The organism is Salipaludibacillus keqinensis (assembly GCF_003226325.1).
In the GTDB taxonomy this organism is placed as follows: domain Bacteria; phylum Bacillota; class Bacilli; order Bacillales; family Salisediminibacteriaceae; genus Salipaludibacillus; species Salipaludibacillus keqinensis.
On the sequence record NZ_PDOD01000001.1, the window covers coordinates 994324 to 1008261 of the forward strand.

Annotated in this window: 14 protein-coding genes and 1 pseudogene; 12 read left to right on the top strand and 3 right to left on the bottom strand. The window is 34.3% G+C overall.

Features of this window, described 5'->3' with window-relative positions:
• Positions 1 to 343: 343 nt before the first annotated feature.
• Positions 344 to 751: pseudogene (locus CR194_RS05100) on the bottom strand (nucleotidyltransferase domain-containing protein); the annotation flags it as partial.
• A 129-nt stretch (positions 752 to 880) separates the two neighbouring features.
• Here CR194_RS05100 and CR194_RS05105 point away from each other — a divergent pair.
• The 9 genes from CR194_RS05105 (at position 881) to CR194_RS05150 (ending at position 9011) form a co-directional block, all read left to right on the top strand.
• The gene (locus tag CR194_RS05105; RefSeq protein WP_110608532.1) at positions 881 to 1414 is read left to right on the top strand and encodes a hypothetical protein; all 534 of its coding nucleotides are present in this window, start codon (positions 881 to 883) and stop codon (positions 1412 to 1414) included.
• Between the two features lie 140 nt (positions 1415 to 1554).
• Positions 1555 to 2193 (top strand): pyridoxamine 5'-phosphate oxidase family protein, encoded by a 639-nt coding sequence (locus CR194_RS05110; protein ID WP_110608533.1) that lies wholly within the window; start codon positions 1555 to 1557, stop codon positions 2191 to 2193.
• A 41-nt stretch (positions 2194 to 2234) separates the two neighbouring features.
• Entirely contained in the window at positions 2235 to 2960 is a 726-nt protein-coding gene (locus CR194_RS05115) for an alpha/beta fold hydrolase (protein WP_110608534.1), read from the top strand.
• Positions 2961 to 3149: 189 nt separating this feature from the next.
• Positions 3150 to 4052: an aminoglycoside phosphotransferase family protein gene (locus tag CR194_RS05120; RefSeq protein ID WP_110608535.1), complete on the top strand. Its 903-nt coding sequence runs from the start codon at positions 3150 to 3152 to the stop codon at positions 4050 to 4052.
• A gap of 826 nt (positions 4053 to 4878) precedes the next feature.
• Positions 4879 to 5091, top strand: a complete 213-nt coding sequence (locus CR194_RS05130; protein WP_110608537.1) for a hypothetical protein — start codon at positions 4879 to 4881, stop codon at positions 5089 to 5091.
• Between the two features lie 166 nt (positions 5092 to 5257).
• Positions 5258 to 5446 carry a hypothetical protein gene (locus CR194_RS05135; RefSeq protein WP_110608538.1) on the top strand — a complete coding sequence of 63 codons (189 nt, stop codon included), beginning with the start codon at positions 5258 to 5260 and terminating at the stop codon, positions 5444 to 5446.
• A gap of 188 nt (positions 5447 to 5634) precedes the next feature.
• On the top strand, positions 5635 to 6465 hold the full coding sequence (locus tag CR194_RS05140; protein ID WP_110608539.1) for a DUF368 domain-containing protein: 831 nt from the start codon (positions 5635 to 5637) through the stop codon (positions 6463 to 6465).
• A 198-nt stretch (positions 6466 to 6663) separates the two neighbouring features.
• Positions 6664 to 7443: an alpha/beta fold hydrolase gene (locus CR194_RS05145; protein ID WP_110608540.1), complete on the top strand. Its 780-nt coding sequence runs from the start codon at positions 6664 to 6666 to the stop codon at positions 7441 to 7443.
• 608 nt (positions 7444 to 8051) lie between these two features.
• Positions 8052 to 9011 carry a D-2-hydroxyacid dehydrogenase gene (locus CR194_RS05150; RefSeq protein WP_110608541.1) on the top strand — a complete coding sequence of 320 codons (960 nt, stop codon included), beginning with the start codon at positions 8052 to 8054 and terminating at the stop codon, positions 9009 to 9011.
• 112 nt (positions 9012 to 9123) lie between these two features.
• Here the strand turns inward: CR194_RS05150 and CR194_RS05155 are convergent, their stop codons facing one another.
• Both CR194_RS05155 and CR194_RS05160 read right to left on the bottom strand, forming a co-directional pair.
• On the bottom strand, positions 9124 to 10554 hold the full coding sequence (locus tag CR194_RS05155; RefSeq protein WP_146035911.1) for an Nramp family divalent metal transporter: 1431 nt from the start codon (positions 10552 to 10554) through the stop codon (positions 9124 to 9126).
• Between the two features lie 311 nt (positions 10555 to 10865).
• The gene (locus CR194_RS05160; RefSeq protein ID WP_110608543.1) at positions 10866 to 11363 is read right to left on the bottom strand and encodes a competence protein ComK; all 498 of its coding nucleotides are present in this window, start codon (positions 11361 to 11363) and stop codon (positions 10866 to 10868) included.
• Positions 11364 to 12071: 708 nt separating this feature from the next.
• Between CR194_RS05160 and CR194_RS05165 the strand changes: the two genes are divergently transcribed.
• From CR194_RS05165 to CR194_RS05175, 3 genes are all read left to right on the top strand, one after another.
• Entirely contained in the window at positions 12072 to 12719 is a 648-nt protein-coding gene (locus tag CR194_RS05165; RefSeq protein WP_110608544.1) for a hypothetical protein, read from the top strand.
• Positions 12720 to 12811: 92 nt separating this feature from the next.
• Complete coding sequence (locus CR194_RS05170) at positions 12812 to 13162, top strand: hypothetical protein (protein WP_158282171.1); 351 nt, start codon at positions 12812 to 12814, stop codon at positions 13160 to 13162.
• Between the two features lie 140 nt (positions 13163 to 13302).
• Entirely contained in the window at positions 13303 to 13914 is a 612-nt protein-coding gene (locus CR194_RS05175) for a hypothetical protein (protein WP_158282172.1), read from the top strand.
• Positions 13915 to 13938 lie beyond the last annotated feature (24 nt).

Sequence of the window (13938 nt, forward strand, 5' to 3'; positions counted from 1 at the left end):
TCTTATTTTAGAATGGAGATAAAAATGAACATCAAAGAGATAATTAAAGAACTGATTCACAATAATATAATTCAATCGAGAACCACAGAATATGAGAAATTAAATGGAGGTACTGTAAGTGAATTGTACCTTCTTCATAACTGTGATGGTACTAAGTTTGTCGTTAAGTTAAATGAAAAACAGATTTTAAAATCAGAGGTGTATTTTCTTGATTTCTACAAGAACTTAAACCTGTTACCTAATCTTCTCTTTGTTGAGCAATCATATAATTATATAGTCTATTCATTCATTTCTGGTACAACAAACTTTACAGTAAAAAATAAACAGGAAATGCTTAAAATCCTTCGTCTCTATCCTTACAACCTATTAAGTCATCTAACGCATCCGTAATAAAATATCTTTTCATATCAATCGTCTGTTTCGACCATTTTTCAGGTACTTGTTCTAATAACTCTTTTGCTTCTTTTTTTATTTCTTTCAATATACCTTTATCTTTTAAAATCTTTCCTTCGCTTACCATTCTTGGCATACAAGGTCTTGCTTCTTTACAATCACTTTCAAAAAAGAAGCGATACGACGATAAATTGTGTGCGAATAGTTCAATATTCCATCCAAATTCAATGAGCGATTCACGATAAGAAGAGTTTAAACTTTCATCAAAAATTACAATATCTAAATCAGATGTTTCCGTTGCTTGCCCACGAACAACATTTCCAGCTAAAATAGCTCCCTGACAATTCAACGTATCGATAGCACAAGAAGTTGTCGTAACTCTTTTCCAGTAAAGGGAAGGATGCTTTAATAAGGAGAGACCATTTTTATTTAACAAGCTTTAGCGTTAGTACTTTAATAAGGCAGTCTAAGAATGAGGTATGGATAAATGTTACTAAAGCGGATTTGTAAATTATTTTGTTTTACTTTAATAATCTTGTTAATGACGGCTTGTAGTTCAGAAAGTAGAGAAGAGGCTATGAGGGCAATTGAGTCTACGAATTTATCTAATGAAAGCATTGATGATATCAAAGTAGGTATGTCAATCAACGATAAATCTTTTATAACGAAACATGGATATTTTGAACCCTATCCTAATAATGAACACTATGCTACACAAAGAAATTATGACCAATATTGGAACAAAGATTATATTGTAAGTGTTGATAGACAAACACAGGAAATTTTACAAGTCGGAGTTCTTGAAGAGAACAATACATCTTCAACTGCAATGGAAATAAAAAGAGGCTTTCCTATCGATAAAGTTATAACAGCTTATGGTGAGAATTATTTTACTTATGAAGATAAAGAGCAAACGATTTATATAATAGGGTATGTAGACCATCAAAATAATTTAGAATTATCTTTTGTACACTTTGATGATAAAGTTACAGGCATCAATATTGGATATGCTTTTGACTAGAAATAAATTTGAAAGGACTTATTAAAGTAACGAGAGCGATAGAAAAAGTAGCTATCGTTGCTCTTATATCAGTAAAGGGAAGTTTACTAGAAGTAGAAATGTTATATAAAACGTAATAATTGAATTTTAGGGGTGTAATTATGAAAGAAACCTATCGATTTAAAAACACGATTGAAACGGAAAAACAATTAAGGCAAATGATTGGTTTTCCAAGTGAGTTAGTAAATAAAAAAGTCATTTCATACCTTGATCACAATTGCCTAGAGTTTATTTCTAAATCACCATTTTTGGTCATATCAACTTCTGATGAATTTGGTTTTTGTGATGTTTCTCCAAGAGGTGATAAGACAGGTTTTGTTCAAGTAATAAGTAAAAAGCAATTAGTCATACCCGAAAGACCTGGAAATAAAAGAATAGATTCCATGCGAAATATTTTAGCGAACCCAAGAGTAGGTCTTCTCTTTTTTATACCTGGACTGGGTGAAACGTTAAGAGTGAACGGGAATGCCACATTAGTAACCGATGAAGAATTACTTGATAAGATGGCGTTTAAAGGGAAAAAGCCACTTTTAGGTATAGGAGTAGAGGTGGAGGAGTGTTTTATTCATTGTGCAAAAGCATTTAAACGTTCTGGATTATGGGAACCTACCTCTTGGATGGCCGAATCATTATTACCATCTGCTTCTAAAATATTATTTGAACACGCCAAGCTTCCTGATACAAGTGTGGAGTCTATTCAGGAAAGACTTGAAGAAAGTTATTCTAAAAAGCTTTATTAAATTCCCTCAGTGTGATTGATGAAAAGAGAGGAACAGAAAAAATGGCAAAAGAGATGTTGATACAAATAAGCAATTGTAAACTGTATGCTAAATTAGTTGGTGAAAATAATGGAAAACCAACTATTGTAATGGAAGCTGGATATGGGGATTATTCAAAGGGGTGGGATTCAGTTATATCAGAAATATCAATGCTCTCTAATGTTCTAATTTATGATAGAGCAGGACTTGGAAAGAGTGAGTCAAGTTCTAACTCAAGAACAAGCAGTGAGATGATTATGGAGTTAAAAAAACTTCTTACTGAAGCGAAGATAGAACCACCATACATATTAGTAGGTCATTCTTTTGGAGGAGTTAATACACGATTGTATGCAACGGAGTATTCTAATGAAGTTTGTGGACTTATCTTGGTTGATTCTACGCCTGAAGATTACAAAGAAAAATTTCTCCCGACCATGCCGAAAGAATTTCAACAAGCATTTAATAAACAATTTGTTTACGAAGGAAATTATGAAGAATTTATGGAAAGTTTGAAACAAGTAAAAGAATCAAAAAGACAATTAGATATACCATTAATTGTTCTGTCAGCTGGGAAAAAAGCTCATTATTCAGAGGAAGCACAAGTGTTATGGAATGAAATGCAGAAAGAGATTTCTAAAATATCATCAAATAATGAGTTCGTAATAGCTGAAAATAGTACCCATTATATACAGAATGATGAACCAGAAGTCTTAATTGATGCAATAAAAACTTTGATAGATAAAATTTAAGATTGGATTGTGCAATAGTGTATATAATTGATTACGTAATTCTGTTATTACTTTATCTTGATTATTTAATATATATGTTTATCGTACTAACGGGAGCGATAAATTTGATCGCCTTTTCCTGCTGAAGTAACGGAGCAGCTTAGTGGAAGAAGGAAATGTAATTACTTATAAATATAGGGGTGAGAGTGTGTGAGTAATGCATTAATAAAACAGATTCCTTTAATAAGTAATAGTAAAGAAGTTATTGAAATTAAAAAGGGTTTTTCCTCAGATGAAAAATATCTAATACATATGCAAGATAACAATAAGCTATTACTTCGGATGTTTAATTTAGAAGAGTTGGAATTAAAGAAGACAGAATACTCTATTATGGAGAAGATGCAGGATTATCACGTTACTTGTTCACAACCAATTTCAATTGGTGAAGTAGGAAATCGGGGGTATATGATCACATCATATATAGAGGGTAAGGATGCTGAGGATGAAATCTTAAAATACTCCGACCAAGAACAATTTAATGTTGGTATTGAGGCGGGGAAAGAATTAAGAAAAATGCATCAATTATCTGCTCCAGACCATATCTCTTCTTGGTATTCAAGGAAAGTTGAAAAGCATAGAAAATATATTAATGCTTATTTAGCATGTGGGGTAAAGATTAAAAATGACCAAAAAATAATTAATTTTATTGATGAGAATATCCATCTAATGAAACAGCGACCGAACTTATTTCAACATGACGATTTTCATCTTGGAAACATCATTGTGAATAATAAAAAATTTTCTGGAGTTATAGATTTTAACAGGTATGATTGGGGAGATCCTATTCATGAATTTCTAAAGATAGGGATCTTTAGCCGAGGAGTAAGCATTCCTTTTTCAATAGGACAAATTAAAGGTTATTTTAATAATAAAGAACCAGATGAAGATTTTTGGAGATTGTATTCACTTTATCTGGCAATGTGTGTCTTCTCAACTGTAGTTTGGACTTTAAAAGCTATTCCTAACAATATGAATGAGATGTTAGATAAAGTATACATGTATTTAGAAGATCATGATTACTTCGACAGATTAAAACCTAAGTGGTATAAATAGAGTCCAACTTTGTAAATAATTACACTTCAACAGGACAGCATTTCTTCAACCAGAAATGCTCTTTTTTTATCCAATCAAAAGGAAATAAATGTTAAGATTATATCAGGAGATGGTTGCTCTTCATATATTGGGGTTTAATTCTTACTATTGAAATTGATAATTACAACTACTAGGAAAGGTGATTTCAGTGAAAAAAGCTAATAAGTCGTTTCTTTGGACTTTCATTTTTATGTTGACTGCATTTATTATTTTTAGTGTTTACACAAATGAAGTTAATTATGGGATGTTATTTATCATTGCAGGGGCAAATATAGGAAATGTATTATACTTTTTCTTACATAAAGATGACTAATAATAGATCTTGTTATTTATTTGCGAATGTAAACGTGTATGGGATTTTCAAATAATTGATATTGGGATAATAGTTGTTAACTCGATAGAGCGAGAAGCACTGGCACTCTTCTACAAACGAGAAGGTAAATACAACAAGAGTTTCCCGAGCATATGGAGGTAAAAAATTGAACTCAAGCGGAAAAAGAACCACAATATTCTTAATTCTCGTTGGAATATTATTTGTGTTTTCTATCCTATCAATCGTGTTTTCTTTCGATAGTCTTATAAAAGACATTGTTTACTCTGTGGGGTTTTTCATTGCAATCATTTTAAGTATATATTATAGAAAACAAGCAAAACAAGAACGTGAACAAAATAAAGAATAGGATTGAAATACTCATCTAACTGAAGTGATAGTAGAAAAAGCCGTTGGTCCCGTATTGATACTAACGATAAGAGTTGAAGAAAAAAATATAAATCGAGGAGGGGTTTGATGAGTAAACAAAACTACTGGTTAATTTTTTTTGCAGGAGTAGCAGTTACTCTTATTATATTGCCATTGCTTTCAGCATTAGGTGTTCCAACGTTTGACGATGTATTAGTTTTAATATTTGGTGAAGATAGTATTTTGGCTATTGTCTTTTCATTAGTTATCATTATTATACTTTTATTTTGGATGTTTAAGTCTGCTAATCGAAATGCGTAGTCTATCGTTTTCGCATTACTTGATTTAAACGGAAGCAATAGTAGCAGACGAAAAAGTTGCAAATGCAGCTTTTTTTTATGATTAATTATCGAGAATAATGTTAACTTTATAATATTTTGTGTTAACATTAAATTGGAAAATTAATTACTTTTTGGGGGCTTGTAAATTGAATAACAAAAACCGAACCATTATTACACTTGTATGTAGTTTACTAATTCTTGCTGTTGGAATGTTTAAAATACTTACTGAATTATTACCTTCTATGTCTTTATTTGTTGCATATATTTTTGTGATCACAGGGTTGATTGGAGTCGTGGCAAATGGAATGACTTTAAGAAAGTTACAAACGAATTAACATCATGAAATTACGGTTCAAAAAGAAGAATGGTTTCTCTTTTTGCACAGAACGGGAGCAATACTTTAAGAAGTCTAAGGTACTGTAGTCACGAAAAGGGAGAAAAGTTAAGCAGTTATGAACGCTATTATTAATATATCAAAGGAAATGTATATTAAATAAATTAAAAACATTAAGGTGTGAAAAGAATGTTGGGCATTCTATTTCGAGGCATGGCGGTTGGAATAACGGAAACCGTTCCTGGCATTAGTGGTAGTACAGTTGCTATGATATTAGGAATATATAAACGACTCATATATTCGTTAAGTATTTTGACAACAAAACATAGAAAAGAGGCTCTACCCTTTCTATGTACATTTGGAACAGGTATGGTCATTGGATTCGTTGTTTCTATCTATATTATTGACTATTTATTAAGTAACTATCGTACACCGACGCTTACGTTTTTTATTGGTATTATTGTAGGCTTCTTACCTTACCTATGGCAAGAAACACTCAATCATTCTAGAAACAAACTAAAATTAAAACATTACATCATCATGTTCTTGTTTTTAAGCCTTGTAGTATTCGGTCAACTTTTAAGTGGTACGAATCAAATGGATGTAAATCATTTATCTATTGCCGATTATATATTCTTCGCTGTTGCAGGGTTTATAGCAAGTACAGCTCTTGTTCTCCCTGGCATAAGCGGTGCTTTAATACTGATTATATTAGGTATATATGATATAGCGACCGCATCATTAATGTCCTTTGATTTGCCGATCATTTTAGCGATCAGTTCAGGTATAGTGTTAGGAGTTCTATTGACCAGTAAACTTATTCGGTACTTAATAACAAATTACACGGTAGAAACTTATGCTGCAATGGTTGGGTTAGTTAGTGGTTCAATCTATGCGATTCTAGAAAATTTAGATAGTGGATTTGGCACCTCAACTATCGTAGTGTCATTGATAACATTTTTTACTGGCATTATTTTTATAATTACTTTAAAACGAACTCAGAACAATAGATTTGAGTAGAATGACTAATTTAATTAGCTTATATATTGAGATTGTGAAATCCTACACTTAAACAAGAGTAGCAATAGTTGCAAAAGGAAAATCCATAAGCAGTTACGATTTAATAAAAGGAAAGGTTTGGGTGCTACCTGTGTTGAATATAAATTAAGAAATAGCAGCTGTCGTAGAGAAGTAATTCGAGATAAAAAGGAGCTATCTATGAAGACAACACAGTCAAAAGACGGCACAATCTTAGCATACGATGTCTACGGGAGTGGTCCACCGCTAATTTACATAACCGGAGCGATCTGTCACCGATCATTTAAGCCTGTAAAGCATGATGCCAAAATATTTTCCACGAAGTTTACTGTTTACAATTACGACCGCCGCGGACGCGGTGATAGTGGTAACACACTGCCTTATACTGTGGAACGTGAAATTGAAGATATTAAAGCCATGATTGATGTAGCAGGCGGGAATGTCTTTTTGTATGGCCACTCTTCGGGTGCCGTGTTAGCACTTGAGGCTGCCCTAAGACTTAGCAGCAAAGTTAAAAAAGTCATGATGTATGATCCGTCCTATGTACATGATGAAAAAGAAAAGTCCGAATATAAACGATTAAGCCGAAAAATACACGAACTTCTCGATAACGGGAAAAATGCAAAAGCAATGACCACCTTTTTGAAAGGTATTGGGATGCCGAAAGTATTCGTTTTGCTTTTACCGCTATTTCCTGGATGGAGAACGATGAAAGCACTCGCTCCAACCCTTGCTTATGATATTGCCCTTACCAAGAACATGCCCCCTGTTGAACGAGCTACTCAAATTTCAGTACCAACGCAAATCATCGTGGGAGAAAAAAGCCCCAAATCCATCCATGATGTTGGCCGTCAACTATCGAATGTCATTCCAAACGCAAAGTTTGTACAACTATCAGGCGAAGACCACATGGTTAACCCAAAAGCCTTGCTGCCACTGATTACGGGTTTTCTCAAGTGAAAATGTAACTTGAGTCATCGCAAGGTAGAGAGATAGCACAAGAAGTTTTCTGTCGTTGCTCTTTACCAGTAAAGGGGGAGCATTCTTTAAGTAGATATACTAGGAGATGGAAATAGGGGGCGCAGTTTGTTTGCTTGTCTATCTGCATGTTGATATCTCTTTCTTTCTTAGAAGAGGATGACTCAACATCATCCTCTTTTTGGATATTGTATGAAATTGGCTTCGTTCCCTAAGAGAAAAACCACTCAAAGCCTGCTTTTTAGAAAAGGAGTTTACACATGAAAAACAGGTGATGGCTTCTGGTACCATATATTAAAAGAAAGCTAAAGTTCTTCCTCCAAGGCAGTATTCATTAGACCTCCATACGTTAACGTATAGACCAGTACCCACAGCTATTGTTGTTAAGATCCATATTATCACTATTCTCATGGTTCACGCTCTTTGTCTGAAACTGTAATACCCATTCTCTTAATTTTTATAACAAAACTATTCATAGTAAACTTTTTGTATTTCACGAAAATACGAATCAATGGCCATTATTATTCCTCACTTCTATCAAAGTTCTGCTAAAATAAAGAGAAATAGGTTAGTTAGTAGGAGGAAACTATATGACAGAGAGAAAATTAATTATTACTCATAATTTAAGTGAAGATCTTATAGAAAAGGTGCAAGAGGTTGTACCTGATTGGACGTTGATCGTTGGTAAAGATCCCTCTCATTGGGAAGGGCATTTAAAAAGCGCAGAAATAATTGCGGGTTGGAAACGAGAAATAGAAGGGTCACTAAGTGAAAATACCAGACTTAAGTGGTTACAAACATGGAGTGCTGGTGTGAATAGCTTACCATTAGAAAAATTAGAACGAAATAATGTCTTGGTTACAAGTGCTAACGGAGTCCATTCTAATCCTATTTCAGAAACCATCTTTGAACTCATGTTATCCCTTACTCGGAAAATACATACTTATGTAAGGAATCAGCAATCAAAAACATGGTACCACGAAAATATGGGACTTGAGTTACACTGTAAAACGATTGGAATCTTTGGTGTCGGTGCAATTGGGGGAGAAACGGCCAAAATATCCAAAGCATTTGGTATGCATGTTCTCGGTATTCGAAATTCACAAAAAGAGCATGAGTATGTCGATGAAATGTTCACTTTAGAGGAGATCGATGACGTTTTACCTCGCTGTGATTATGTTGTTGTCACACTTCCACTTACTAATGCAACAAAAGGATTAATTGGAAAAAAAGAATTCCTTGCGATGAAAAAGTCTGCATTTATAATCAACATAGGTCGTGGAGATATTATTGTTGAAAAAGAATTAATCAAGGCATTAAATGAAAAGCGTATTGCGGGGGCTGGATTAGATGTATTTGAGGTGGAGCCTTTACCTGCTGATAATTCTTTATGGGAAATGGAGAATGTGATCGTCACACCCCATACTTCCGGTTCTACAAACTCCTATAATCAGCGACTTATAGAAAATATTTTTATTCCTAACCTTCAAAGCTATGTGAGCAATACACAGATCCCTATCAATTTATTAGATTATAAAAAAGGATATTAACGATATTCTTCCTGTTAGGTGCTGCTGAAAATTCATAGGGAAAGGAGCTTGATTACGCAAGCTCCTTTTTGTGATGTTATTTCTACTGTTCATTTTTACATCATTTCCAGTGTTAAATAATCCCGAAGATATCCAGATAGACGCGAACAGCCAGAGCGCATACCAGCAGCATAACTGCACCGTACGCGATATTTTCCCGTAAACTGTTTGCCATTTCTCCAAGCTGCTTTCGTCTTGTGCAAAGCCACCAGATCGCTCCGACAATAATCGGGAGGAGCAGTCCGTTCAGAGCCTGAGCTGTCATAATCATTTCCACCGGTGCTTCTCCAAAGAAGAAGACGACAACGATCGGGAGGACAGCTGCAATCGTGATCATGAGCCGGTTGGGAACTGCCTTCACGCTTTCTGTTGTGCCGGTCGCTTGACCGAACAGATGTGGCTGCACAGTGATGTTGAAGAGTCCGGAAGATAAACCTGCTGCGAGAAGACCAAGTGCAAACAGGACGCCTGCGTATTGACCAAGTAACGGAGTCAGCTGATAGGCCATATCTCCAGCTCCGCTGATCTCTCCACCTGTCACGTAGATGGTGCTGGCGGCACAAATCAGAATGGAGACTGCAATAACAGCAGCAATGGTCAAGTTCGTACGCAGATCAAAATATGACAGCTGCATCTTTTTAGCTGTAGATAAGCTTGTGTTATTTTCATATTTCCGTTTAATAAAAGCCGAAAGACCGAAAGCAGTGTTCGGAGGCAGCGTAGTTGCAATAAGTGCCAAAATGAGCCAGTAGTTCGCTTCAGGCACCTGGAAAGAAAATCCTGTCGCTGCGATATCGGTGACGCTTGGACCGGAGATGAAAACAGTCAATACGAATGCCAACACCATCGTTCCAATAATAATCCGGTTAATGTTTTCAATGAGCCGGTAAACGCCGATCCATGCGACGAGCAGGGAGGCAATGGCGAGAATGCTCACCCAGACAACGATGGAGACTGCAGGAAGGAAAAAGTTCAGCGCCAGGGCAGCACCGATAAAATTCCCTGCCTGGAATGCGATCGCGCCGAGAAGAAGGGCAAAGTAGATAGGAATGGATATTTTTTTTCCCATATAAACCCGAATACCATCCATCGCTGACATGCGGGTCTGCAGGGTAAATTTAATGACCGGTCGCTGGAATAAGTAAGCGACGAAACAGGCAATTAAAAGCACCCACATGACTTGAAACCCGTAGGAGGCGCCGGCTACTGAAACGGTCGTTACCGTACCTGGACCAATAATGCAGGCGGCAACGATCGCACTTGGTCCTAGAGAACTTAGTCGTTTTTTCATAGTCAATGATTTCTCCGTGTCTGTCTGTTGCTGTACAAGAACATCTTTTATGTGCTCCTGTGCTTCGACAGGAACATTGTTTATTTGCTTCTGCGCTTCGATAGGAAAACACCTCTCTGTTGTAGAATTACGTCTAGTAAACCATGGCGAAAAAGATACTTCAGTAAATTCGTCAGATTGGCTGACAAACAAATCGACAGAAAAATCTTTCAATTCTCGATATTTTGTTCATGATCACTGTATTTTTCTGTTTATATGTAAAGATTATTGCTCTGTTCGATCGTTTGGGAATAATTACTTATATGAAAAACATTGCGGTTCCACAATACATTATTTACAAGCACCCGAACGAACGATTTTCAACCTGCGATGTACTAACGGATTTAACGAATGATTCATAAAAATTTCAGTAAACAAAACATCTCGTCAAACAAAAGAAATCCCTCGATCATGTTCATCGAGGGATTTCATTATTAGAAAAGCGTAGACTTTACTAGATTAAAAAGAATAAATTCCGTAACCACTTACTTTGCTTCTTTATTATTATCCCAAATCTGTTGGCAACATAAAACACAGTGAGACGTGAGATACATTTTTTTCTTGAGTGTAAAAGAGGAAACAGGGACTAAGATGTGTGCGTTGTCTGACATGGTTACGATGCTGTGCTTAGGGTTATTTTTTGCAGAGGAGATGTCTTGAATATGGTGATAGAAGAGCCAAATGCAATCATAGTTTGATGGAGAGTTCGTAGGAAAGGCAAAGATATTTTTATATGGATTAATGGCAATCGGGACATTATAATTTTTACCCGTTTGGTAGATCGCAGCCATTCTTCGACCATCATAACTAGAAAACCCTTCTAAACAGCCGTTATTAACGATTTCCTTAGATGTTTGATTCACGTAAATGCGTTTAGTCGTCTCATACACCAACGTTCGAGATCCGTCTTGATACGAAGGTAATAATGCCATCGTGTCCTTTGTAATACGATAATCATCTTGCACTGCTTCTGTAACTGTCATCTTTACTAGCCTCCAATAAAATAGTTTGAAGGAATCAAGTAACTAGTATTACCTTGAGTTAGAAGTGAAAGGGAAACATGGATAGACATTTTACTGAGTACAAAGTAAATCGGCATATTGCACCGTCGTTATCGTACGTTCCCTAGAAATTTTATAGTCTCAAGAAGCTGGGTATATTCTGTCATCTATCCTTAGATCATTATAAACTTTCTGTCGTCATTTCTTCCTGCATCATTACTACTAAATTCCATCTTTATAAAACTATTATTAAATATTTCATACGAAAATACTATACTAAAATGATAAATAATTATTGAAAATTATGAATATTATGTGAATATTAATAGTGATTATAATGTCTAAAAGATTTTTCAAAGGAAATAATTGGATTAAAGGGGAGGAGTACATAAATATTAAAGAAACTGTAATTGTATAGATACAATTTTTGAATAGGTTAGAAGTTAGCTTATTAAAATATATGTCAATAAATTCAAAACGCTTCTATTAAAAATCATGAGGAACATTGACAAAATTGTGTTAATTTGATTATTCGTAAAAAATATAGGCTTTCTCGCAGTATAATAGTTAATTATAGGATATAAAAGATACTTTTCTTAATATTATATTTGAATTTTAGATGAGTCTAAAAATACTAGCTATTACAGAGATGCCATCATACAGAACGCGTCTATCTATAGGAGGGGGACTATGACGAAAGAAGTGAATTATAAGATAATAATTTTAAATGATAAATCATATGAAATTTCTCCGATACTGGCTTCACAAAAAATAGACCCAACTGATTTCAAAAGAGGAAGTAAAGTCTTAAAAAAACTAATTAATTTGGGAGTTATTACATATAAAGATCTACCCTCAAACTTGAATAAACTTCTGAAGATTGATGGTGCAGGAGAGAAGGTTGTCTCATATATATTTGATAGATTAATCATACTAGATAAAAATTTAATACGAAATTCATATACTTATCATGGATCAAATTATAAAGAGCTAGAGGCTTTCAGGAACTGGATAGTTGCCAGAGCGCATTTAGAGCCGAGCAAATTAGACACAAGGTACATACAGTTAGAGGAATTGAAATTTTTAAGTTATCTGCAAGATGAAGATATATCATTAAAGTCTTTAGGTCAAACAATTGGTGTATCTTCGGAACAAGCAAGGCAAATTTTGATCAAAGGAAGGATTAAGGTTAAATTAAATACTATTAAGTTCTTTCCAAGACTAGCTGATAAATTCCAACGACTTTCTGAAATAAGAATGGGTAACATAGAGTTTTGTAAAGATAGTTTAGTTATTTATATACTATATCTAAGCTTTAATAATCTAAGTAGAAAATAATTGATGTATATGGCAGCTGAAGAGCAGACTAAGCTCAACATCTATTAGTGAGTGTAAGGAAACGCACTACTCAAAATCGTGTTCCTCACGGAGTGGAAACTATACTCGATTATATGAATATTAAGTATAGATATGAAGAACGGATAAATATAGATGGTAAAACCTATATTCTTGATTTCCCTCTACGCTCCCAAGGAAAAACTGATTATTTAGAGCATCTTGGAATGCTAAGAGATATATCATATAACAAGGATTGGGACGAGAAAAGAGCAAATTACGAAAGTGTGGGAATTTCAGAAATTCTGGGAAACTTGATAATTACAAATTATCTAATTCATCATCGCATTCTATTGTTAAATGATTGCATGGTTGGAGATAGCTTAATGATTTACGAACGGATTTCGAATAGAGAAGTTCGTTTTTCCTTATTGAATGTATTTTAAATGAACTTTAGTAGATTATTTTTTTAAAATGCAGGGCAAATGTCGATAATAGAGCCGGTGAGATATGCAATGCTTTCCTGCCACCAATGTGCTAAAGCTTTAGCTTAGCGAGGGCTGGCACCGTTTTCTACTAGAATAGCTTGTATAATTATCGATGTGCGTTTCCTAATGAACCGGACAAAATGCAAAACGCAATTATTGCAAAACCCATAACAGATAATAAAGAGGAAATTTATGAATGGATGTACTACGAAAGCGCAAATATTCACCATCTATTAATTAATAGTATATATGAAATAAATGAAAACCCATGTATTCCTTTTCGGGTACAGGAAAAGAAAGATAGGTTATATTTTTATGTTGCTCATTTGTCAGATTGGAAAAAATTTAAAAACAGTCTATTATTTGAAACATTCACTTTAAAACCAAGATTAGAAATGCTTAATAAATATATTTTTGATGAACTGGATATGAAGAGAATTAACGATTCAAAAGAACTGGTTAACCGATTAAATGAACCTAAATCAAATCTAGAATTGGTTCACAATTTTAGCAAGACGGATAAACTGTTGAGAGCATATTATTATAGAGAATTTTTAAACGAATTTTTATTTAAATTCATACGAACAAAAACTTTAGAGGAAGTGCTTCCAGAAGAAAGAGAAGAAATAAGGAGGAGGATAAATATTGAGATTAGTATAGAAAGATTGAGAAAGGTAAACAGAGGATATTTAAAACTGAAGCGTAATTGAAGAAAGAAATTAAAGAACTATATT

What these genes read in the sequence shown, in the direction of transcription:
- CR194_RS05150 (WP_110608541.1), top strand. Translation starts at nt 8,052, where the DNA reads ATGACAGAGAGAAAATTAATTATTACTCATAATTTAAGTGAAGATCTT.
- CR194_RS05160 (WP_110608543.1), bottom strand. Translation starts at nt 11,363, where the DNA reads ATGACAGTTACAGAAGCAGTGCAAGATGATTATCGTATTACAAAGGAC.
- CR194_RS05115 (WP_110608534.1), top strand. Translation starts at nt 2,235, where the DNA reads ATGGCAAAAGAGATGTTGATACAAATAAGCAATTGTAAACTGTATGCT.
- CR194_RS05105 (WP_110608532.1), top strand. Translation starts at nt 881, where the DNA reads ATGTTACTAAAGCGGATTTGTAAATTATTTTGTTTTACTTTAATAATC.
- CR194_RS05140 (WP_110608539.1), top strand. Translation starts at nt 5,635, where the DNA reads ATGTTGGGCATTCTATTTCGAGGCATGGCGGTTGGAATAACGGAAACC.
- CR194_RS05165 (WP_110608544.1), top strand. Translation starts at nt 12,072, where the DNA reads ATGACGAAAGAAGTGAATTATAAGATAATAATTTTAAATGATAAATCA.
- CR194_RS05145 (WP_110608540.1), top strand. Translation starts at nt 6,664, where the DNA reads ATGAAGACAACACAGTCAAAAGACGGCACAATCTTAGCATACGATGTC.
- CR194_RS05130 (WP_110608537.1), top strand. Translation starts at nt 4,879, where the DNA reads ATGAGTAAACAAAACTACTGGTTAATTTTTTTTGCAGGAGTAGCAGTT.
- CR194_RS05110 (WP_110608533.1), top strand. Translation starts at nt 1,555, where the DNA reads ATGAAAGAAACCTATCGATTTAAAAACACGATTGAAACGGAAAAACAA.